Origin of the sequence: Burkholderia sp. ZZQ-2, from assembly GCF_050768715.1 — a bacterium.
Lineage (GTDB): Bacteria > Pseudomonadota > Gammaproteobacteria > Burkholderiales > Burkholderiaceae > Burkholderia > Burkholderia cepacia.
On sequence record NZ_LDVA01000172.1, the window covers coordinates 15,028 to 36,903 of the forward strand.

Consider the following 21,876-nt stretch of genomic DNA (forward strand, 5'->3'; position numbering starts at 1 on the left):
GCTCTCCCGCAGCAATGCCCGCATTCGAAGGAGAGCCGCATGTCCCGTTTCAGCTTCATCCGCCGCGCCGTCGTCGCGCTGACCGCCTTTGCCGCGCTGGGCGCGGCGCACGCCGAATCGCGCGAAGTCGTGATCGCGTACCAGGACATGGTCGTGCCGTGGCGCTATGCGCAGGCGAGCGGTGAAGTCGAAAAGGCGACCGGCTACAAGGTCACATTCCGCAAGCTCGACAGCGGCGCCGACGTGATCCGTGCGCTCGCATCGGGCTCCGTGCAGCTCGGCGAAGCCGGCTCGAGCCCGATCGCGGCCGGGCTGTCGCAGGGGCTCGACATCTCACTGTTCTGGGTGCTCGACAACATCAACGACGCCGAGGCGCTCGTCGCGCGCAACGGCTCGGGCGTCACCAACATCGCCGCGCTGAAAGGCAAGAAGATCGGCGTGCCGTTCGTGTCGACGTCGCATTTCCATACGCTCGTCGCGCTGCAGGCCGCGGGCGTCAATCCGAACGACGTGAAGATCGTCAACCTGCGTCCGCCCGAAGTCGCGGCTGCGTGGGCGCGCGGCGACATCGACGCGACCTACATCTGGGATCCGGTGCTCGCGAAGGTCAAGCAGTCGGGCACGGTGCTCACGACGTCGGGCCAGGTTGCGAAGGAAAGCGGCAAGGCGACCTTCGACGGCTTCGTCGTGAGCCGCAAGTTCGCGCGCGAGAACCCCGAGTTCGTCACGCGCTTCGTGAAGGTGCTCGCGGCCGCCGATGCCGACTATCGCGCGCACGCTGCCGCGTGGAAGGTCGGCTCGCCGCAGGTCGCGGCGGTCGCAAAGGTGTCGGGCGCGAACGCGCAGGACGTACCGGCCAGCCTCGCGCTCTACGCGTTCCCGACGCCGGCCGAGCAGGCGTCGCCGACGTGGCTCGGCGGCGGTGCGCAATCGGGCGCCGCGAAATCGCTCGCGGCCACGGCCACGTTCCTCAAATCGCAGGGCACGATCCAGACGGTGCTCGCCGACTACTCGGCCGGCGTCGATCCGCAGTTCGTGCAGAAGGCGGCGCGCTGAGCGCGGCCACTCAGCCCACCCGTCGCGGAGTCCCGAACATGAGCACGCTGGAAGTCCGTCAGGTATCGGTCGACTATCCGGGCGAACGCGGCCGGCCGACGACGCAGGCGCTCGCGCGCGTCGACCTGCGCATCGAGGCCGGTGAATTCGTCGTCGCGCTCGGCGCGTCCGGCTGCGGCAAGACAACGCTGCTGAACTGCATGGCCGGCTTCGTCGCGCCGACGACGGGCGACGTGCGCGTCGACGGCGTGCCGGTCACGGGCCCCGGCGCCGATCGCGGTGTCGTGTTCCAGAAATACGCGCTGCTGCCGTGGCTCGACGTGCTCGACAACGTCGCGCTCGGGCTGCGCTTCGCACGCGTGTCGAAGGCCGAACGCGAAGCGCGGGCGCGGGAAATGCTCGCGCTCGTCGGGCTCGACAGGCATGCGCATGCGCGCGTGTACGAGCTGTCGGGCGGGATGCAGCAGCGCGTCGGCATCGCGCGCGCGCTCGCGAGCGACCCGCGCGTGCTGCTGATGGACGAGCCGATGGGCGCGCTCGACGCGATGACGCGCGGCACGATGCAGGCGCTCGTGCTCGACGTATGGGCACGCACCGGCAAGACGGTGTTCTTCATTACGCACGATGTCGAGGAGGCGCTGTTTCTCGCGACGCGCCTCGTCGTGATGACGCCCGGCCCCGGCCGGATCGCGGAAACCTTCGAACTGCCGTTCGCGCGCCGCTACGTCGAATCGCGCGATGCGCGCGCGGTGAAGTCTTCACCGGATTTCATCGCATGGCGCGAACGGCTGATCGCGTACCTGCATCGCGACGAGGCCGCCGAGGCGGCGGCGTGATGCACGAACTCGCGCGACAGGGCGCGTCGGTCGGACGCGGTCGGATCAGCACCTTGCACAGGCAGGACAGCATGAGCACGCAGGATTCTTGGGCGGCCGATCGCACGGCCGCGGAGCCCGGGCAGGATCAACGCGCGACGCAACGGCGTCACGCGGCGCGTCCGGCCCGCGCATCGCAGCGCTACCGGCTGCCGGGGCAGGGGAAGACGGCCGGACTGAGCGCGGCGACGGTCGCGGCACTGGCACTGCTGTGGTGGGTCGCCACCCATCGCCAGTGGCTGCCGCCGCTGTTCCTGCCCGCGCCGGAAGCCGTGTGGACGGCATTCGTCGACGCATGGCACGGCCGCATCCAGGGCGGCCTGCCGTTGTCCGAGCATTTGCTGTGGAGCGCCGCGCGCGTATTCGGCGCGTTCCTGCTCGCGACCGCGATCGGCGTGCCGGCCGGCATCCTGATGGGCGTGAGCCGCATCGCGCGCGGCGTGCTCGATCCGCTGCTGGAGTTCTACCGGCCGCTGCCGCCGCTCGCGTACCTGCCGCTCGTCGTGATCTGGTTCGGCATCGACGAAACGGCGAAGCTCGTCGTGATCTTCCTCGCGTGCTTCGCGCCGATCGCGATGGCGGCCCGCGCCGGCGTGCGCGCGGCGACGGTCGAGCAGATCAATGCCGCGTATTCGCTCGGCGGCAGCTTCGCGCAGATCGTGCGCCACGTGGTGCTGCCGGCCGCGCTGCCGGAGATCCTCACCGGGCTGCGGATCGCGATCGGCTTCGGCTGGACAACGCTCGTCGCGGCCGAGATGGTCGCCGCGACAGCCGGGCTCGGGCAGATGGTGCTCAACGCATCGAGCTTCCTGCGCACCGATATCGTCGTGATGGGCATCCTGATCATCGGCGCGATCGCTTGGCTGTTCGACCTCGCGATGCGGTGGGTCGAGCGGCGGATCGTGCCGTGGAAGGGAAGGGGCTGATGCCACGCAGGCGCGCGGACGACGTCCGCGTGCCGCCACGGCCCGCCACCCTCACTCTCCCATCGCGATCCCTTCCCGCCGCGGATCCGCCCCGCCGAACCATACCGTCTGCCCCTGCACGTTCAGCCGCTGGATTCCCTGCAGCCCCGAGTTCATCTCGACCCCCCGCACGTCGTGCCCGCGGCCCTTCAGCCCGTCGGCGAGCGCATCGGACACGCGGCCGCGCTCGAGTTGCGTCGGCCCGTTCATCGACCCGAAGTTCGGCAGCGCGATCGCCTGCTGCATCGTCATCCCCCAGTCGAGCACGCCGACCAGCGTCTTCGCGACGTGATTGATGATCGCGGGGCCGCCGGCCGAGCCGACGATCATCGTCACCTGCTTCGTCTTCTTGTCGAACACGAGCTCCGGCGACATCGCCGAGCGCGGCCGCTTGCCGGGCTGCACGCGGTTCGCGACCGGCCGGCCGTTGTCGTTCGACACGAACGAGAAATCGGTGAGCTGGTTGTTCAGCATGAAGCCGCGCACCATCAGCCGCGATCCGAACGCATCCTCGATGCTCGTCGTCATCGACAGCGCCTGGCCGTAGCGGTCGACGATCGCGATGTCGGACGTCGACGGCAACTCGGGGCTGCGGTCGTCGGCCATCGCGAGCGTCGCGCCCTGCGGCGTGCCGGCCTGCGCGACGCCCATGCTGCTGTCGCCGATCAGGTGCGCGCGCTGCGCGAGATAGGTCTTGTCGGTGAGGCTCGCCCAGCTGCCGCCCGGCAGAGGCACGAAATCGGGATCGGCGACATAACGCGCGCGGTCCGCATATGCGAGCCGCCCGGCTTCGCTGAACAGGTGCGCGGCGAACGGCGTCGGCTCGTAGCCGACGTCGTTGCGCACCGGCTTCTGCGCGCCGATCTGCTGCCAGTCGGGCATCGCTTCGAGGATGCCGAGCATCTGCGCGATCGCGAGGCCGCCCGACGACGGCGGCGGCATCCCGCACACCACCGAGCGCCGGTAATCCGCGCACAGCGGCGCGCGCACCTTCGCCTTGTAGCGCGCGAGATCCTGGAGCGACAGCAGGCCCGGGTTGGTCGGGTGCCTGCGCACCTTCGTGACGATGTCGCGCGCGATCGCGCCGCTGTAGAACGCGTTCGCGCCGCGGTCGGCGACTTGCCGCAGCACGGTCGCGAGCGCGGGGTTCTTCAGCACCGTGCCGGCCGCCTTGGGCGTGCCGTCCGGGCTGTAGAAGTACGCGCGCGCGGCCGGGTCGTTCTTCAGGTACTTGTCGTTGGCGATCAGCGTCGCGAGCCGCGGGCTGATCGTGAAGCCGCGCTCGGCGAGCCGGATCGCGGGCTGGAACAGCCGGCGCCACGGCAGCTTGCCGTGCGCACGGTGCGCGGCGTCGAGCATGCGCAGCACGCCCGGCGTGCCGACCGAGCGCCCGCCGACGACACCTTCGTAGAAGCTCATCGGCTGGCCGGTCGGCCCGTAGAACAGGCGGTCGGTCGCGGCGGCCGGCGCGGTCTCGCGGCCGTCGTAGGCCTGCGTCGCCTTGCCGTCGAAGTACAGCAGGAACGCACCGCCGCCGATCCCCGACGATTGCGGCTCGACGAGCGCGAGCACCATCTGCGTGGCGATCGCCGCGTCGATCGCGGTGCCGCCCGCCTTCAGCATGTCGTAGCCGGCCTGCGTCGCGAGCGGATTCGCGGCCGCGATCATGAAGTGCTGCGAGGTCCAGCCCGGCTTGTCGGTCCAGCCGGACGACAGCTCGGGCGCATGGACGCCGGGCAGCGGCACGGCGGCGCCCGATGCGGCGGCGACGGGCACCACCGCGCCCGACGGCGGCGTGGACGGGGACGTGCAGCCGGCGTTGAACGCGACGAGCGCGACGGCGGCGAGCAGCGTCCAGGAGCGCGAATGCGGACGAATCCGGTCGAACATTGAACCCTCGGCAGCAGTGAATTCGAAGGAGGCGACGATGCCGGCGCAACGCGGCTGCCCGCCCCGGCGCGCTATTGTCGCCGCGCGGCCGGCGGGTTGTCACCCGACAGGAAACCCTGACGCATCGCGCCGGGCCCGCCCCGGCCGGTCTTTCCGGCCTGTTCGAGGATGAACTCTATGAACGTCGACGTCGCGCGCGTGTGGTGCCGGTTCGGCATGTAGAGCATGTACATGTGCGTGCCGAAGATGCTGAGCCGGTACGCGTCGAGCGACGTGACGACCGTGCCGCGCCGGATGTCGTCCTGCACCACGTAGTCGGGCACGATGCCGACGCCGATCCCGCCGAGGATCGCCTGCCGCAGGAACAGGAAGTTCTCCGAAATCAGCGTGGGCTCGAGCAGCACCTCGTGGCGCTCGTCGCCGAGATACGCGGCGATCCTGAGCTGCCGGCCCATCACCGTCGCGGTGACGACGGGGGAGGCCGACAACGCGCCGAGGCTCGCCGGCATCCCGTGCTCGGCCGCGAACGCGGCCGATGCGCACGCGACGTAGCGCACCGCGCCCATGTCGCGCGCGACGAGGTTCTGCGGCGGCTCGGGCATCACGCGCACCGCGATGTCGATTTCGTCGCGCATCAGGTCTTCCACGCGGTTCTCGAACACGACGTCGAGCACGATGCCCGGATGCAGCCGCTTGAACGCGAGCAGCCAGTCGGACATCACCATCTGCCCGTAGCCGCTCGGCACCGACAGCCGCACGCGGCCCTGCAGGTCCTGGCCGAGCGTCGTCACCGATTCCTGCGCGGCGAGCAGTTCGTTGCGGATGCGCCGCCCGTGCTCGTACAGCTTCAGCCCGATTTCGGTCGGCTCGATGCGCCGCGTCGTGCGCCGCACGAGCTGCTGGCCGATCGAGCGCTCGAGCTGGTTCAGCCGGTAGCTGACGTTCGCGCGGCTCATCTTGAGCCGCTGCGCGGCCTTGCTGAGATTGCCGGCGTCGAGGATCTCGACGAGCAGCGTCAGCGCGTTCAGGTCCATGCGTCGCGTCTCCTGATCCGTCCCGTTTAACGGTCGGAAAGCATTCAGTGTCAAGTCAGACTTGACAGCTTGTAAAAGCGGGAGGGAATTGTCAATGAATCTCGATCAATCGAGAATCGGGTCATGCCCGGCGTACGGCCGGATCTTGTCCCGCTCCGTGCGGGACCGGGGCAGGCGCCCCGGCGCCGCTCGCTTGGCCGCGAGCCACGAACCGGCGTCGACGCGCCTGCCGCCGCGTCAAGGAGACACGATGAACTCACCCGCTTCCCCCACCGGCTCGGCCGGCACCGTCACGCGCGAGCGGCGCGACAAGGTGCTCGTCGTCACGATCGACCATGCGCCCGTCAACGCGCTGTCCGCCGACGTGCGGCGCGGCCTCGCCGACGCGCTCGACGCCGCGCAGGCCGACGACGCGATCCGTGCGGTGCTGATCGTCGGCGCCGGCCGCAACTTCATCGCGGGCGCCGATATCCGCGAATTCGGCAAGCCGCCCGTGCCGCCGTCGCTGCCCGACGTGTGCGAGCGGATCGAGTCCAGCGCGAAGCCGGTCGTGGTCGCGCTGCACGGCGCGACGCTCGGCGGCGGCCTCGAAGTCGCGCTCGCCGCGCATTACCGGCTCGCGGTGCCCGGCGCGAAGCTCGGGCTGCCCGAAGTCACGCTCGGCCTGCTGCCCGGCGCGGGCGGCACGCAGCGCGCGCCGCGCCTGATCGGCGCGAAGGCCGCGCTCGACCTGATGCTGACGGGCCGCCACGCGAGCGCGGACGAAGCGCTCGCGCTCGGCCTCGTCGACCGCGTCGCACACAGCGACGACACGCTCGCCGAAGGCCTCGCTTACGCGCAGGAACTCGTGTCGCTCGGCGCACCGGTGCGCCGCACGCGCGACGCGCAGGGGCTGGCCGACCGCGCGGCCGCGCAGGCCGCGATCGACGCGGCACGGGCCGATCTGCCGAAGAAGTCGCGCGGCCTTTTCTCGCCTGCGAAGATCGTCGACGCGGTCGAGGCCGCGCTCACGCAGTCGTTCGACGCGGGGATGAAGCTCGAACGCAGCCTGTTCCTGCAGTGCATCGACAGCCCGCAGCGCGCGGGCCTCGTGCATGCCTTCTTCGCGGAGCGTGAAGCGGCAAAGGTGCCCGAGGCACGTCGCGCGAGCGCGCGGCCGGTCGAGCGGATCGGCGTGGTCGGCGGCGGCACGATGGGCGCGGGCATCGCGGTCGCGGCGCTCGATGCCGGGCTGCCGGTGACGATGATCGAACGCGACGAAGCGTCGCTCGCGCGCGGCCGCGCGCACGTCGAGAAGGTGTACGACGGCCTCGTCGCGAAAGGGCGGATGACGCCGGCCGCGCACGCCGCGCGGCTCGCGCGTTTCAAGGGCAGCACGTCGTACGACGCGCTCGCCCAGGCCGACGTCGTGATCGAGGCCGTGTTCGAGGACATGGCCGTGAAAAAGGCCGTGTTCGCCGAACTCGCGCGCGCGTGCAAGCCGGGTGCGGTGCTCGCGACCAACACGTCGTATCTCGACATCGACGAGATCGCCGCGAGCATCGACCGGCCGGCCGACGTGATCGGCCTGCATTTCTTCTCGCCGGCCAACGTGATGAAGCTGCTCGAGATCGTCGTGCCGGCGCGCGTGAGCGCCGAAGTGGTCGCGACCGCGTTCGCGCTCGCGAAGCAGTTGAAGAAGACGCCGGTGCGCGCCGGCGTGTGCGACGGCTTCATCGGCAACCGGATCCTCGCCGTCTATCGCACGGCGGCCGACTACCTGATGGAAGACGGCGCGTCACCGTACCAGATCGACCGCGCGGTGCGCGAATTCGGCTTCCCGATGGGGCCGTTCCAGGTCGTCGACCTCGCCGGCGGCGACATCGGCTGGGCGACCCGCAAGCGCCGCGCGGCGACGCGCGACCCGCGCGCGCGCTACGTGGAGATTTCCGACCGGCTGTGCGAGCGCGGCTGGTTCGGGCAGAAGACGGCGCGCGGCTACTACCTGTATCCGGACGGCGCGCGCGTCGGCACGCCGGATCCGGAAGTCGAGGCGATCGTCGCGCAAGAGCGCGCGAAGAAGGGCATCGCGCCGCGCACGTTTACCCACGACGAGATCATGCGCCGCTACCTCGCGGCGATGATCAACGAAGGCGCGAACGTCGTGCACGAGAAGATCGCGCTGCGCCCGCTCGACGTCGACGCGGTGTTCCTGTATGGCTACGGCTTCCCGCGTTATCGCGGCGGCCCGATGCATTACGCCGACACGGTCGGCCTCGCGAACGTGCTCGCCGATATCCGCGCGTTCGCGAAGGAAGATCCGCTGTTCTGGAAGCCGTCGCCGCTGCTCGTCGATCTCGTCGCGCGCGGCGCGGATTTCGCGAGCCTGAACCGCCTCGACTGAACGCCAACCGCATTCGCCACGGACTGACGATGGACCTCAATTTCACTCCCGAAGAGGAAGCCTTCCGCACGGAAGTGCAGCGCTTCCTGCAAGCCGAACTGCCCGAGCGCATCGCGCGCAAGGTGAAGGGCGGCCTGCATCTCACGCGCGACGACATGCGCGAATGGCACGCGATACTCAACGCGCGCGGCTGGCTCGCGAGCCACTGGCCGCGCGAGTACGGCGGCCCCGGCTGGAGCGTCGCGCAGAAGTTCCTGTTCGACAACGAATGCGCGCTCGCGGGTGCGCCGCGCATCGTGCCGTTCGGCGTGAACATGCTCGGCCCCGTGCTGATCAAGTACGGCGACGAAGCGCAGAAGCGCCGCTGGCTGCCGCGCATTCTCGACGGCACCGACTGGTGGTGCCAGGGCTATTCGGAGCCGGGCGCCGGCTCCGATCTCGCGTCGGTGAAGACGAGCGCGGTGCGCGGGCTCGACGCGCAGGGCGAGCACTACATCGTGAACGGCCAGAAGACGTGGACCACGCTCGGCCACTACGCGAACATGATCTTCTGCCTCGTGCGCACCGCGACCGACGTGCGCAAGCAGGAGGGCATCAGCTTCCTGCTGATCGACATGAACACGCCGGGCGTCGAGGTCCGCCCGATCATCACGCTCGACGGCGAGCACGAGGTGAACGAGGTGTTCTTCACCGACGTGCGCGTGCCGGCGGAGAACCTCGTCGGCGAAGAGAACCGCGGCTGGACCTACGCGAAATACCTGCTCACGTACGAGCGCACCAACATCGCCGGGATCGGCTTCTCGACGGCCGCGCTCGACCGGCTGCGCGCGGTTGCAGCGAAGGTCACGAAGAACGGCCGGCCGCTCGCCGACGACCCGTTCTTCGCGGCGCGCATCGCGCGCGTCGAGATCGAACTCGAGAACATGCGCACGACCAACCTGCGCGTGCTGGCTGCGGTCGCGGGCGGCGGGGTGCCGGGCGCGGAAAGCTCGATGCTGAAGATTCGCGGCACGCAGATCCGCCAGGAGATCACCGCGCTGATGCGGCGCGCGATGGGGCCGTACGCGCAGCCGTTCGTCGAGGAGGCGCTCGATGCCGACTACGACGGCGAGCCGGTCGGCCCGGACGAAGCGGCGAGCGCCGCGCAGCAGTATTTCAACAACCGGAAGCTGTCGATCTTCGGCGGCTCGAACGAGATCCAGAAGAACATCATCGCGAAGATGATGCTCGGGCTGTAACGAGGAGCGCGACGATGGATTTCCAGCACACAGAAGACCGCCGGATGCTGGCGGACACGTTGAACCGCTTCATCGCCGAACAGTATGCGTTCCCGGTGCGCGATCGCATCGCGCAGTCGGCCGAGGGCTTCGATCGCGCGATGTGGCAGCGCTTTGCGGAACTCGGCACGGTCGGCGCGCTGTTCGCGGAAGCCGACGGCGGTTTCGGCGGCGCGGGCTTCGACATCGCCGTGGTGTTCGAATGCCTCGGGCGCGGGCTCGTCGTCGAGCCGTTCCTCGGCGCGCTGCTCGCGGGCCGTGCGCTGTCGCTCGCCGGCGGCGACGCGCATCGCGAGCGGCTCGCCGCGCTGATCGACGGCAGCGCGAGCGCCGCGTTCGCGCACGACGAGCCGGGCTCGCACTACGAACTGACGACCGTGCGCACGCGCGCCGAACGCTCGGGCGACGGCTGGGTGCTCACGGGCGCGAAGGGCGTCGTCGACCAGGCCGCGCAGGCGGCGTTCTTCGTCGTCAGCGCGCGCGTGTCCGGGCAGGACGACGACGCGGCCGGCATCGGCCTGTTCGTCGTGCCGGCCGACGCACCGGGCGTGTCGCTGCGCGACTACCGGAAGATCGACGGCGGCCGCGCGGCCGAAGTGCGCTTCGAGCGCGTCGTGCTGCCGGCCGATGCGGCGCTCGGCGCGCACGACGGCGAAGCGGGCGCCGAGTTGCTCGAACGCGTGCTCGGCTACGGACTGCTCGCGCTGTCGGCGGAAGCGCTCGGCGCGATGGACGTCGCGAAGGAGCACACGCTCGAGTACCTGCGCACGCGCAATCAGTTCGGTTTGCCGATCGGCAGTTTCCAGGCGCTACAGCACCGGATGGCCGACCTGCTGCTCGAAGTCGAGCAGGCGCGTTCGGCCGTGATCAACGCGGCCGCGCAGCTCGATGCGCCGCGCGTGGTGCGCGAACGCGCGCTGGCCGCGGCGAAATTCAGCATCGGGCGGATCGGCACGCTCGTCGCGGAGGAGAGCATCCAGTTGCACGGCGGGATCGGGATGACATGGGAGCTGCCGCTGTCGCACTACGCGAAGCGCCTCGTGATGATCGATCACCAGCTCGGCGACGAGGATCACCATCTCGCGCGCTACATCGCGCTGTCGAAACAGTAAAGACGAACGACGCGAATGGAGGAGACAAGGATGACGAACGAATCGCGCGTTTTGCCGCTGGCCGGCGTGAAAGTGCTCGACTTCTCGCGCGTGCTCGCGGGTCCGTGGTGCGCGATGGTGCTCGCCGATTTCGGCGCGGAAGTGATCAAGGTCGAGCATCCGGCGCGCGGCGACGACACGCGCGACTGGGGCTTGAGGATCGGCGACACCGAAACGACCTACTTCAACAGCGTGAACCGCAGCAAGCGCTCGATCTGTCTCGACCTGCAGACCGAGGAAGGGCGGCGGCTCGCGCGCGAGCTGGCCGCGCAGGCCGACGTGGTGCTTCACAACTTCAAGTTCGGCGGCGCGGAGAAACTCGGGCTCGGCTACGACGCGCTGGCCGAACTGAACCCGCGCCTCGTGCACTGCGCGATCTCCGGCTACGACCGCTCGGGCGCCGAGGCTGCGCGGCCCGGCTACGACCTCGTCGTGCAGGGCGAGGCCGGGCTGATGGCGCTGAACGGCGAAGCCGGCCAGCCGCCGCTGAAGTTCGGCGTCGCGGCGGTCGACCTGTTCACCGGCATGTATTCGGCGCAGGCGATCCTCGCGGCGCTGTACGAACGTCATGCGACGGGGCGCGGGCGGCGCATCGAGATGGCGCTGTTCGACTGCGGGCTGATGATCACCGCGTACTACGGGCTCGACGCGCTGCTGAAGGGCGAGGACCCGCCGCGCTACGGCAACGCGCATCCGTCGATCGTGCCGTACGGCGTGTTCGACGCGGCCGACGGCCCGCTCGTGATCACGGTCGGCAACAACACGCAGTTCGCGCGCTTTTGCGACGCGATCGAGCGGCCCGACCTCGCCGCGGACGAACGCTACAAGACCAACCTCGGCCGCTCGGAGAACCGCGCCGACCTGCTGCCCGAGATTCGTCGCGAACTCGCGCGCCGTTCGCGCGCGACATTGCTCGCGGCGCTGGCCGACGCGGGCATTCCGTGCGGCGAAGTGCTCGGGCTGCACGAAGCGCTGACGTCGGAACGCGCGACGAGCGCGGGGCTCGTGACGCGGCAGCCGCATCCGGTCGCGGGCGGCGTCGACGTGCTGGCGCCGCCGTACCGGTTCGACGGCGCGCGGCTGCCGGTGCGCGGCGCGCCGCCGGTGCTCGGCGCCGATACGGACGACGTGCTCGGCGGCTGGCTCGGGATGTCGGCCGACGAGGTCGCGCGGCTGCGTGCGGATCGCGTCGTGTAGTTCGATTTGCCGCCACGGCGCGGGCGGGGGAGTCGACGCGCGCCGACCATTCCACACAACACCCTCGCAATGACGAGTTGGTTTGCCCTGCGGGGGCCTGAGTAGGCGCTGAAGCGCCAACTCAGGTCGACCGCGAAGCATGGGACCCAAGTAAGCGCTAAAGCGCTAACTCGGGTCGACCGCGAAGCATGGGACCAGAGTAAGCGCTAAAGCGCTAACTCGGGTCGACAGGAGACACCATGGAGCCTTCCTTCATCGAATCGGTCACGGCGCGCCGCGACTACCAGCAGCTCGTGCGGGCACGGCGCCGTTTCAGCTTCACGCTGACGGCACTGATGATCGCCACGTACTACGGCTTCATCCTGTTCGTCGCGCTCGCGCCGCACGTGCTCGCGGCGCCGCTGTATCGCGGCGCGACGACGACGGTCGGGATCGCCGCGGGCGTCGCGATCATCCTGGTCGCGATCGGGCTGACCGCGTGTTACGTGCTGCGCGCGAACCGTGCGTTCGACCGCCGCGTCGACGCGCTCCTGCAGCGTTCGTGAAGGAGGCCGACATGCGACGTACTTCGATCGCGCTCCGCGCGCTTGCCGTTCCCGCGGCCCTCGTGTCCTCCGCCGCGCATGCGGTATCGGTCGCGGGCCCGATGCCCGACAAGGTCGAACTGAACCCGGTCGCGATCGGGATGTTCTTCGCGTTCGTGTTCGCGACGCTCGCGCTCACGCGCTGGGCCGCGCGCCGCACGCGCTCGACGCGCGACTTCTACACGGCCGGCGGCGGCATCACCGGGCTGCAGAACGGGCTCGCGATCGCGGGCGACTATATGTCGGCCGCGTCGTTCCTCGGGCTGTCGGGGATGGTGTTCATGTTCGGCTTCGACGGGCTCATCTACTCGATCGGCTTTCTCGTCGGCTGGCCGTTCGTGATGTTCCTGATTGCCGAACCGCTGCGCAATCTCGGCAAGTTCACGTTCGTCGACGTCGTTGCGTACCGCTTCGCACAGCGGCCGATCCGGCTGCTGACGTCCGCGAATTCGCTGACCATCGTCGTGCTGTACCTCGTCGTGCAGATGGTCGGCGCGGGCAAGCTGATCCAGCTGCTGTTCGGGCTGTCGTACGGCACGGCCGAGCTGATCGTCGGCGTGCTGATGGTCGTCTATGTGTTCTTCGGCGGGATGACCGCGACCACCTGGGTGCAGGTGATCAAGGCCGTGCTGCTGCTGTGCGGCGCGACGCTGCTCGTCCTGCTCGCGCTCGCCGAATTCGGCTTCAGCGTCGACGAGATGTTCCGCCGCGCGGTGGCCGTGCATCCGGGCGCGCTGTCGATCATGGGCCCCGGCAAGCTGATCCGCGATCCGGCCAACGCGCTGTCGCTCGGCATCGCGCTGATGTTCGGCACGGCCGGCTTCCCGCACATCCTGATGCGCTTCTTCACGGTGCCGAACGCGAAGGAGGCGCGCAAGTCGGTGCTCTATGCGACCGGCTTCATCGGCTACTTCTACCTGCTGACCTTCGTGATCGGCTTCTCGGCGATCGTGCTGCTCGCGCAGCATCCGGAATTCTTCAAGCTGGGCGCCGACGGTTCCTTCAACCTGACGCACGACCTGCTCGGCGGCTCGAACATGGTCGCGGTGAAGCTCGCGCAGGCGGTCGGCGGGAACTGGTTCTACGGCTTCATCGCGGCGGTCACGTTCGCGACGATCCTCGCGGTGGTCGCGGGCCTCACGCTCGCCGGCGCGACGACGATCTCGCATGACCTGTACGCGCAGATGTGGGCGCGCGGCAAGCCCGACGAGCGCCTCGAGATGCGCATCTCGCGCGCGGCGACGATCGCGTTGTCGGCGGTCGCGATCGGGCTGTCGATCCTGTTCGAGCACGTGAACGTCGCGTTCATGGTCGGCCTCGTCGCGGCGGTGGCCGCGAGCGCGAATTTCCCGGTGCTCGCGATGTCGATCTTCTGGCGCGGGATGACGACGCGCGGCGCGGTGCTCGGCGGCGGCCTCGGCCTCGTGTCGGCGGTCACGCTCACGGTGCTGTCGAAGTCGGTGTGGGTCGACGTGCTGCATCACGCGCACGCGGCGGTGTTCCTCGACAACCCCGCGCTCGTGTCGGTGCCGCTCGCGTTCGTCGGGATCGTCGTCGGCTCGCTCGCGGATCGCGGCGAGCGTGCGCGACGCGAGCGCGCTGCGTTCGCGCAGCAGGAGTTTTACGCGCAGACGGGGGTGCTGGCGGGCGAGGCCGTGCAGCACTGATTCATCGGAAGAATGCGCCAATCCGTCCGAATCCCCGGACGGATATTTTCCGGAAATCCGGAAAGCCGGATTTCCTTGCCTGCCGCATTATGAGAAATACAATGAAAACAACGGTTTGAGGGGTTACGGAAACCTGGCATCGACCTTGCGATATAAAGCGCACGGCCAACCCCCCGGCCGAACTACTACAGCAAGCAAGGAGACAATCGATGACCACTGCCTTCCTCCCCCTCCGGACGTCCTGAGGCATCGCTTGTTGCGGCACGGCAGCCGCGCGGGCGATTTGTTTCCCCTGACATTCGTCCGCGCGCGTGACGCCGTTTCCATCGGCTCATCTACTTCAGCAGGAACCATCGTGAAGAAGAAACCCTTCTACAAAGTGCTCTATGTGCAGGTGATCTTCGCCATCATCGTCGGCGTGATCCTCGGCCATTTCTACCCGTCGATCGCCACCGACATGAAGCCGCTCGGCGACGGCTTCATCAAGCTGATCAAGATGGTCATCGGCCCGATCATCTTCTGTACGGTCGTCACCGGCATCGCCGGCATGGAGGACATGAAGAAGGTGGGCCGCGTCGGCGGCAAGGCACTCCTGTACTTCGAGATCGTGTCGACCTTCGCGCTGGTGCTCGGCCTCGCGGCCACGCACATCCTGCGTCCGGGCGTCGGCTTCAACATCGATCCGGCGACGCTCGACGGCAAGGCCGTCGCGTCGTACGCGGCGAAGGCGCACGGGCAGTCGACGGTCGACTTCCTGATGCACATCATCCCGAACACGATGGTCGATGCGTTCGCGCAGGGCGAGATCCTGCAGATCCTGCTGATCGCACTGCTGTTCGGCAGCGTGCTCGCGCACCTCGGCGAGCGCGGCAAGGTCGTCACCGACTTCATCGACGGGCTCACGCGCGTGCTGTTCGGCATCGTGCACATCGTCACGAAGCTGGCACCGATCGGCGCGTTCGGCGCGATGGCGTTCACGATCGGCAAGTACGGCGTCGGCTCGCTGGTGCCGCTGCTCAAGCTGATCGGCACGTTCTACCTGACGTCGGTCGTGTTCGTGCTCGTCGTGCTCGGCACGATCGCCCGCGTCACGGGCTTCTCGATCATCCGCTTCGTGTCCTACATCAAGGAAGAGCTGCTGATCGTGCTCGGCACGAGCTCGTCGGAAGCCGCGCTGCCGCAGCTGATGGAAAAGCTCGAGAAGGCCGGCTGCTCGCGTTCGGTCGTCGGCCTCGTCGTGCCGACCGGCTATTCGTTCAACCTCGACGGCACCAACATCTACATGACGATGGCCGTGCTGTTCATCGCGCAGGCGACCAACATCGAACTGACGTGGATGCAGCAGCTCACGCTACTCGCGGTCGCGATGCTGACGTCGAAGGGCGCGAGCGGCGTCACCGGCGCGGGCTTCATCACGCTCGCCGCGACGCTCGCCGTCGTGCCGACGATCCCGCTGTCGGGCATGGTGCTGATCCTCGGCATCGACCGCTTCATGAGCGAATGCCGCGCGCTGACCAACATCGTCGGCAACGGCGTCGCGACGGTCGTCGTGTCGGCATGGGAGAAGGAGCTCGACCGCAACAAGCTGCGCCAGGCGCTGAAGGGCGGCGGCGAGGTCACGCCGACCGAGACGGCCGGCGTCTGACGTCATGAAGGAGCAGGCGGCGGCATCGCCCGCGGGCGGTGCGGCCCGCGGCGGCCAGGGCGGGCAGGCGGAGGCCTATGACACAATAGGCGATCCGCATCGCCAGGAAGCCTCGACCGTGACGCGCCGCCTGCTCATTCTCGTCGTGCTTGCCGCCGCGCTCGCCGCGGCGTGCACGCTGACGTGGACGATCACCTGGCGGCGCGGCGTCGCAGAGTTGCAGCGCAACGCCGCGGTGCGCGTCGACCGCACCACCAACGCGCTCAAGAGCACGCTCGACCGCTACGAATCGCTGCCTTATCTGCTCGGCAGCCATCCGTACGTGCAGGACCTGCTCGCCGAGCCGAAGCGCACCGACTACACCGCACGCGTCAACCGCTATCTCGAAGACCTCAACGAACACGCGCACGCGACCGTCACCTACGTGATCGGCGCGGACGGCCTGTGTGTCGCCGCCAGCAACTGGCGCGCACCCGACAGCTTCGTCGGGATCGAATACCGCTTCCGCCCGTATTTCCTCGATGCGATGAACGGCCAGGTCGGCCGCTTCTTCGGGATCGGCACGATCTCGCGCGATCCCGGCTACTACATCTCGCAGCCCGTGTGGCGCGACGGCAGGATCGCGGGCGTCGTCGTCGTGAAGCTCAACCTCGAATGGTTCCAGGGCGCCGATGCGTCCGAGCCGCTCGTCGTCGCGGACGACCACGGCGTCGTGTTCCTGTCGTCGGTGCCCGCCTGGAAGTACCACACGCTGCGGCCGCTGACGGGGCCCGTTGCCGCGTCGATCTACGAGACGCGCCAGTACGCGCAGCAGCCCGTCACGCCGTTGCCGCTGCGCATCGAGCAGGTGCTGGGCCCCGATGCGGAGATCGTGCGTCTCGGCGCGGGCCTGCGCGCGCCGCGCTACCTCGCGAGCAAGCGCCGGATCGGCGAGCCCGACTGGCTGCTCGTCACGCTGGCACCGATCGCGCCCGTCGACGCCGACGCGCGCAACGCGACGATCGTCACGGGCTTCGGCTTCGTGTCGGTCGCGCTGCTCGCGTTCTACTGGCGGATGCGCCGCGCGCGCGTGCGCGAAATGATTCGCGGCCGCGCGCTGCTGCAGCAGGCGTACGCGGAGTTGAACCGGCGCGTCGAAGAGCGCACGGCCGACCTGTCGGAAGCGAACGAGCAACTGCAGAAGGAGGTCGGCGACCGGATCCGCGCGGAACAGGAACTGCGCGCCGCGCACGACGAACTGATCCAGGCGAGCAAGCTCGCCGCGCTTGGCCAGATGGCGGCCGGCATCACGCACGAACTGAACCAGCCGCTCGCGGCGCTGCGCAGTTTCTCGGACAACACGCGTGTGCTGCTCGATCGCGGCGAACAGGCGGCCGCGCGCGAGAACCTCGAGGCGATCGCCGCGCTCACGGAGCGGATGGGCAAGATCACGAACCAGCTGAAGCTGTTCGTCGGCCGCGCGAAGCCGCGCAACGAGCAGGCGCTGGTCGTGCGCGCGCTGCGCAGCGTGCTGTCGTTGCTCGACGAGCGCCTGCGCGGCGTCGCGCTCACGCTGACGTTGCAGGATGCGACCGTGTCGCCCGCGCACGATGCGCCGCTCGACCTGGCGCGCGACTATCCCGAGCTCGTCGCGCGCTGCGAGGACCTGCGCCTCGAACAGGTGCTGATCAACCTGCTCGGCAACGCGCTCGACGCGGTCGCAGGCGTGGCGGCGCCGGCGATCGAGGTGACGATCGGGGTGTCGGCGGCGACGCTCGCGATCGAGGTGCGCGACAACGGCTGCGGCATTGCGCCCGACCTGCTGCCGCGCCTGTTCGAGCCGTTCTTCACGACCAAGGAAATGGGGCGCGGGCTGGGACTCGGGCTCGCGATCTCGTCGTCGATCGCGAGCGACGCGGGCGGGGCGCTGACCGCGCGCAACGCGCCGTCGGGCGGCGCGCTGTTCGTCTTGACGCTGCGGCGCGCCCGCACGCATCATCCGGACTCCGTGTCCGAGCCGGCGGGCTCGCGCTAGGCGCGCCATGCCGCCCGCCCGATCGGTGCACGATCGGTATCAACGCCGCCGCGCGCGCTGCCGCCGCGCGGCCCGTCAGGAGCAAGTGAGTACGATGGCCAACCGCCTGCAAGTGATCTATATCGAAGACGATGCGCTCGTTCGCCGGGCAAGCGTGCAGAGCCTTCAGCTGGCGGGGTTCGACGTCGCCGGCTTCGAGTCGGCCGAGGCAGCCGAGAAGGCGATCGTCGCGGATACCGCCGGCGCGATCGTCAGCGACATCCGGCTGCCCGGCGCGAGCGGGCTCGACGTGCTCGCGCAGTGCCGCGAGCGCGTGCCCGACGTGCCCGTGATTCTCGTCACGGGGCACGGCGACATCTCGATGGCCGTGCAGGCGATGCGCGACGGCGCGTACGACTTCATCGAAAAACCGTTCGCGGCCGAGCGCCTGATCGAGACGGTGCGCCGTGCGCTCGAGCGGCGCGAGCTCGTGCTCGAGAACCACGCGCTGCGGCGCGAGCTCGCCGGGCAGAACGTGGTCGCGCCGCGCATCATCGGCCGCAGCCCCGCGATCGAGCAGGTGCGCAAGCTGATCGCGAACGTCGCGCCGACCGACGCGTCGGTGCTGATCAACGGCGACACGGGTGCCGGCAAGGAGCTGATCGCGCGCAGCCTGCACGAGCTGTCGCCGCGTCGCGACAAGCCGTTCATCGCGGTGAACTGCGGCGCGCTGCCCGAGCCGATGTTCGAATCGGAGATGTTCGGCTACGAGCCCGGCGCGTTCACCGGCGCCGCGAAGCGCCGGGTCGGCAAGCTCGAGTACGCATCCGGCGGCACCTTGTTCCTCGATGAAATCGAAAGCATGCCGCTCGCGCTGCAGGTGAAGCTGCTGCGCGTGCTGCAGGACGGCGTGCTGGAGCGGCTCGGCTCGAACCAGCCGATCCGCGTGAACTGCCGCGTCGTCGCGGCCGCGAAGGGCGACATGAGCGAGCTCGTCGCGGCCGGCACGTTCCGGCGCGACCTGCTGTACCGGCTCAACGTCGTGACGATCGCGCTGCCGCCGCTTGCCGAGCGCCGCGAGGACATCGTGCCGCTGTTCGAGCACTTCATGCTCGATGCGGCCGTGCGTTACGCGCGGCCGGCGCCAGTGCTGACCGACCGGCAGCGCGCGAGCCTGATGCAGCGCGACTGGCCCGGCAACGTGCGCGAGCTGCGCAACGCGGCCGACCGCTTCGTGCTCGGCGTGGCCGACATGCCGCAGGAGACGGGCGCGAACGGCGGCGACGCCGACAACGAGCAGACGCTGAAGGAGCGCATCGAGCAATTCGAGCGTGCGGTGATCGCCGAGGCGCTGAACCAGACGGGCGGCGCGGTTGCCGCGACGGCCGACCGGCTGCATGTCGGCAAGGCGACGCTGTACGAGAAGATGAAACGCTACGGGCTGTCGGCGAAAGGCGAAACCGAGCGCTGAAAAGCGAACGGACCGCAGAACCGGGTTGCCCGGTCGTGCGGTCCGTCGTGCGGAGGAGGGCGCGGCGCGCGGCCCTTCGAGCCGGATCGGGCGGCGCTCAGGCCGCGTTGCTGTCGAGTGCCTTCTTGAGCAGTGCGTCGAGCTCCGCGAACTGCGGTGCGCCGACGTAGCGCTTCAGGATCTTGCCGTCCTTGTCGACGACGAAGGTCGTCGGCGTGAGCTGCACGTTGCCGAACTGCTTCGCGACGCTGCCGTCGTCGAGCGCGACCTTGAACGGCAGCTGGCGCGTTTGCGCGTAGTTCGCGACGTACATCGGCGGATCGTAGTTCATCGCGACGGCGACGAACTCCAGCCCCTGACCCTTGAAGCGATTATAGGTATCGACCATCTGCGGCATTTCCTGCATGCAGGTCGCGCAGCTCGTCGCCCAGAAGTTCACGAGATAGACCTTCCCTTTCAGGTCGCCTGCGGTCGAGACCTTCTGGCCCGACAGCAGCGTGAACGTGGCGTCCGGCACGGTGGACTTGCCGTTGAACGCGAAGAAGCCGGCCACGGCGATCGCCGCGACGACGGCGGCGGCGACGATGTAGCGGACGGGTCCGGCGCTGCGCCGGGCGGGAGGCGTGGTGTTCATCTGGTGCTCTCGGAGTCGGTCGATGACGCGGATCGAAGCAAAGGACATCGAAATTCGGCGCTCATTTTAGCGCGAATGCGGGATGTGCACCGACGGCGGCCACGCATCCCGGAATTCACGTTCGGCGGATAATGCCCGTTTTGCCTGCCCGCTCCACGCCATGCCGAAGGAAGTCACCGATTCGTTGCGCCCCCTTTTTCATCCGCTGCGACACTTCGCCGCGCTCGCGTGCATGAGCGTCGCGCTGACCGCGTGCTCGCCGTCGTATGACTGGCGCACGCTGCACAACGACGCCGGCTACACCGTCGACCTGCCGGCGAAGCCGACCGTCGAGCAGCAGCCGGTGGCGATCGGCGGCGCGTCGATGCCGATGCGGATGCAGGCCGCGCACGTGGACGGCGCGGTGTTCGCGGTCGGCACGCTGACGCTGCCGGACGACAGCGACGACACGCGCCGCGCGGCGCTCGAGTTCCTGCGCACCGGGCTGTCGCGCAACCTCGACGGCGCGCCGCAGACGGCTGCGGTGCCGGTGCCGCTTGCGGCCGGCGGCGCGGTGAACGGGCTCGAGCTGCGCATCGCGGGCGCGGCTGCCGGGGGCGATCGCGCGCGCAAGACGATCGTCGCACGGCTTGTCGCGCGCGGCCGGCATGCGTACCAGGCCGTCGTGATTGCCGACGGGCCGCTTGCCCAGGAGCAGCTCGACCAGTTTTTCGGGTCGTTCAAGCTCGACTGACGGCCTCGGCGAGGGCGCCGGGGCACGTCGTGACAACTGAAAGTTCGTTCGCAACTTTCGGCGCTAGTCGCCGGATTTTGCGAGGTTTTTTCGGCTATCCACAGCGCATGTGGATAACTTTGTTGAAAAGTTTCCCGAATTTCCTGCCAAGCCGCGCGGGACGGCCTTCCGGCCCATTTGGTCGCTCGCTTGCGTTTTGTGAAAAATCAATCAAAACAATGAGATACGGATTCCGTGCTGCAAAGGTCCCGCCGAGCCCCGATCCGGGGCCGGATTCGTGGAATTGTGCATAAGTCAAGTCTTGACAGCCGGATTTTGTCCTCCGAGGACGCTCACAGCGCCGTGAGCGCGCGCCGGTAGCGGATCGCCTCGGCGATCTGCGCGGCCGTCGGCAGCGGGTCGCCGGCCAGGTCGGCGATCGTCCGCGCGACCTTCAGCACACGGAAATACGCGCGCGCCGACCAGCCGAAACGTTCACCGGCCTCGCGCAGCAGCCGCTCGCCTTCGTCGGTCGGCCGGCAGAGATCGTCGGTTTCGCGGCCGCTCAGCATGTGATTCGTCTTGCCCTGCCGGTCGAGCTGCAGCGCACGCGCGTGTGCGACCCGTGCGGCCACCGCGGCACTCGGCTCGCCGGGCGCCGTCGCGCGCGACGCGAGTTCGGCCGGCGACAGCGCGGGCAGGTCGATCTGGATGTCGATGCGATCGACGAGCGGCCCTGACAGCTTGCGCAGGTAGCGCGCGGCGACGTCCGGCGTGCAGCGGCAGCGGCCGGACGGATCGCCGTGCCAGCCGCACGGGCAGGGATTCATCGCGGCGATCAGCTGGCATGCGGCCGGGAAGTCGGCCTGCTGCGCCGCGCGCGAGATCGTGATGCGGCCGGCTTCCAGCGGCTCGCGCAGCATTTCGAGCACGTGCCGGTCGAATTCCGGGAGTTCGTCGAGAAACAGCACGCCGAGATGGGCGAGCGTGATTTCGCCCGGTTGCGGCGGGTTGCGGCCGCCGACCAGCGCGGCGGCGCTCGACGAATGATGCGGGGCACGGAACGGCCGCCGGCGCCACTGTGCCGGTGAAAAGCCGAGGCGGCTCGCGGAGAGGAGCGCCGCCGACGTCAGCGCCTCGTCGTCGGTCAGCGGCGGCAGGAGGCCCGGCAGCCGTGCGGCCAGCATCGACTTGCCGGCGCCCGGCGGCCCGATCATCAGCATGTGATGGCCGCCCGCGGCCGCGACTTCCAGTGCGCGGCGCGCACCGCGCTGGCCGACCACGTCGGCGAGATCGGGGGCGGCCGGCACCGGCAGGCCGTCGAGGCATGGCGCCGCGACCG

The 21,876-nt window shown here is 69.3% G+C and carries 17 protein-coding genes; 13 read left to right on the top strand and 4 right to left on the bottom strand.

Annotated elements, in window-relative coordinates:
* Positions 1-39: 39 nt before the first annotated feature.
* From tauA to ABY44_RS10865, 3 genes are read left to right on the top strand one after another with little or no spacing between them, the layout of a single operon-like run.
* The gene (tauA, locus tag ABY44_RS10855; RefSeq protein WP_027789032.1) at positions 40-1,056 is read left to right on the top strand and encodes a taurine ABC transporter substrate-binding protein; all 1,017 of its coding nucleotides are present in this window, start codon (positions 40-42) and stop codon (positions 1,054-1,056) included.
* 38 nt (positions 1,057-1,094) lie between these two features.
* Positions 1,095-1,892, top strand: coding sequence for a taurine ABC transporter ATP-binding protein (locus ABY44_RS10860; protein WP_048023884.1), 798 nt, complete (start codon positions 1,095-1,097; stop codon positions 1,890-1,892).
* Entirely contained in the window at positions 1,892-2,857 is a 966-nt protein-coding gene (locus tag ABY44_RS10865; protein ID WP_060171920.1) for an ABC transporter permease subunit, read from the top strand. Before ABY44_RS10860 ends, ABY44_RS10865 begins: the two co-directional genes overlap by 1 nt.
* Positions 2,858-2,908: 51 nt before the next feature.
* On the opposite strand, the gene ggt is transcribed toward ABY44_RS10865, so the two are convergent.
* Together ggt and ABY44_RS10875 are read right to left on the bottom strand one after the other, a co-directional pair.
* Entirely contained in the window at positions 2,909-4,786 is a 1,878-nt protein-coding gene (gene ggt / locus ABY44_RS10870; protein ID WP_060171918.1) for a gamma-glutamyltransferase, read from the bottom strand.
* Positions 4,787-4,857: 71 nt separating this feature from the next.
* Complete coding sequence (locus tag ABY44_RS10875) at positions 4,858-5,820, bottom strand: LysR family transcriptional regulator (protein ID WP_021157042.1); 963 nt, start codon at positions 5,818-5,820, stop codon at positions 4,858-4,860.
* A 250-nt stretch (positions 5,821-6,070) separates the two neighbouring features.
* On the opposite strand from ABY44_RS10875, the gene ABY44_RS10880 reads away from it, so the two are divergent.
* The 9 genes from ABY44_RS10880 (at position 6,071) to ABY44_RS10920 (ending at position 19,188) form a co-directional block, all read left to right on the top strand.
* Positions 6,071-8,203: a 3-hydroxyacyl-CoA dehydrogenase NAD-binding domain-containing protein gene (locus ABY44_RS10880; RefSeq protein WP_060171916.1), complete on the top strand. Its 2,133-nt coding sequence runs from the start codon at positions 6,071-6,073 to the stop codon at positions 8,201-8,203.
* Positions 8,204-8,232: 29 nt separating this feature from the next.
* The gene (locus ABY44_RS10885) at positions 8,233-9,441 is read left to right on the top strand and encodes an acyl-CoA dehydrogenase family protein (RefSeq protein ID WP_027789037.1); all 1,209 of its coding nucleotides are present in this window, start codon (positions 8,233-8,235) and stop codon (positions 9,439-9,441) included.
* A gap of 14 nt (positions 9,442-9,455) precedes the next feature.
* Positions 9,456-10,592 carry an acyl-CoA dehydrogenase family protein gene (locus tag ABY44_RS10890; protein WP_060171914.1) on the top strand — a complete coding sequence of 379 codons (1,137 nt, stop codon included), beginning with the start codon at positions 9,456-9,458 and terminating at the stop codon, positions 10,590-10,592.
* A gap of 30 nt (positions 10,593-10,622) precedes the next feature.
* On the top strand, positions 10,623-11,828 hold the full coding sequence (locus tag ABY44_RS10895) for a CaiB/BaiF CoA transferase family protein (protein ID WP_060171912.1): 1,206 nt from the start codon (positions 10,623-10,625) through the stop codon (positions 11,826-11,828).
* Between the two features lie 239 nt (positions 11,829-12,067).
* Entirely contained in the window at positions 12,068-12,373 is a 306-nt protein-coding gene (locus ABY44_RS10900; RefSeq protein WP_060171910.1) for a DUF485 domain-containing protein, read from the top strand.
* An 11-nt stretch (positions 12,374-12,384) separates the two neighbouring features.
* On the top strand, positions 12,385-14,079 hold the full coding sequence (locus ABY44_RS10905) for a cation acetate symporter (protein WP_059697014.1): 1,695 nt from the start codon (positions 12,385-12,387) through the stop codon (positions 14,077-14,079).
* 355 nt (positions 14,080-14,434) lie between these two features.
* Complete coding sequence (locus tag ABY44_RS10910; protein WP_059489813.1) at positions 14,435-15,724, top strand: dicarboxylate/amino acid:cation symporter; 1,290 nt, start codon at positions 14,435-14,437, stop codon at positions 15,722-15,724.
* Positions 15,725-15,728: 4 nt separating this feature from the next.
* A complete protein-coding gene (locus tag ABY44_RS10915; protein ID WP_060084162.1) occupies positions 15,729-17,738 on the top strand; it encodes a sensor histidine kinase in 2,010 nt (669 codons plus the stop codon).
* Positions 17,739-17,832: 94 nt separating this feature from the next.
* Positions 17,833-19,188: a sigma-54-dependent transcriptional regulator gene (locus tag ABY44_RS10920; protein ID WP_027789045.1), complete on the top strand. Its 1,356-nt coding sequence runs from the start codon at positions 17,833-17,835 to the stop codon at positions 19,186-19,188.
* Positions 19,189-19,285: 97 nt separating this feature from the next.
* Here ABY44_RS10920 and ABY44_RS10925 read toward each other — a convergent pair whose 3' ends face one another.
* The gene (locus tag ABY44_RS10925; RefSeq protein WP_027789046.1) at positions 19,286-19,822 is read right to left on the bottom strand and encodes a TlpA disulfide reductase family protein; all 537 of its coding nucleotides are present in this window, start codon (positions 19,820-19,822) and stop codon (positions 19,286-19,288) included.
* A 160-nt stretch (positions 19,823-19,982) separates the two neighbouring features.
* Between ABY44_RS10925 and ABY44_RS10930 the strand changes: the two genes are divergently transcribed.
* The gene (locus ABY44_RS10930; RefSeq protein WP_060171908.1) at positions 19,983-20,555 is read left to right on the top strand and encodes a hypothetical protein; all 573 of its coding nucleotides are present in this window, start codon (positions 19,983-19,985) and stop codon (positions 20,553-20,555) included.
* 332 nt (positions 20,556-20,887) lie between these two features.
* Here ABY44_RS10930 and ABY44_RS10935 read toward each other — a convergent pair.
* On the bottom strand, positions 20,888-21,876 hold a 989-nt coding region (locus tag ABY44_RS10935), incomplete at its 5' end, for a YifB family Mg chelatase-like AAA ATPase (protein WP_431641190.1).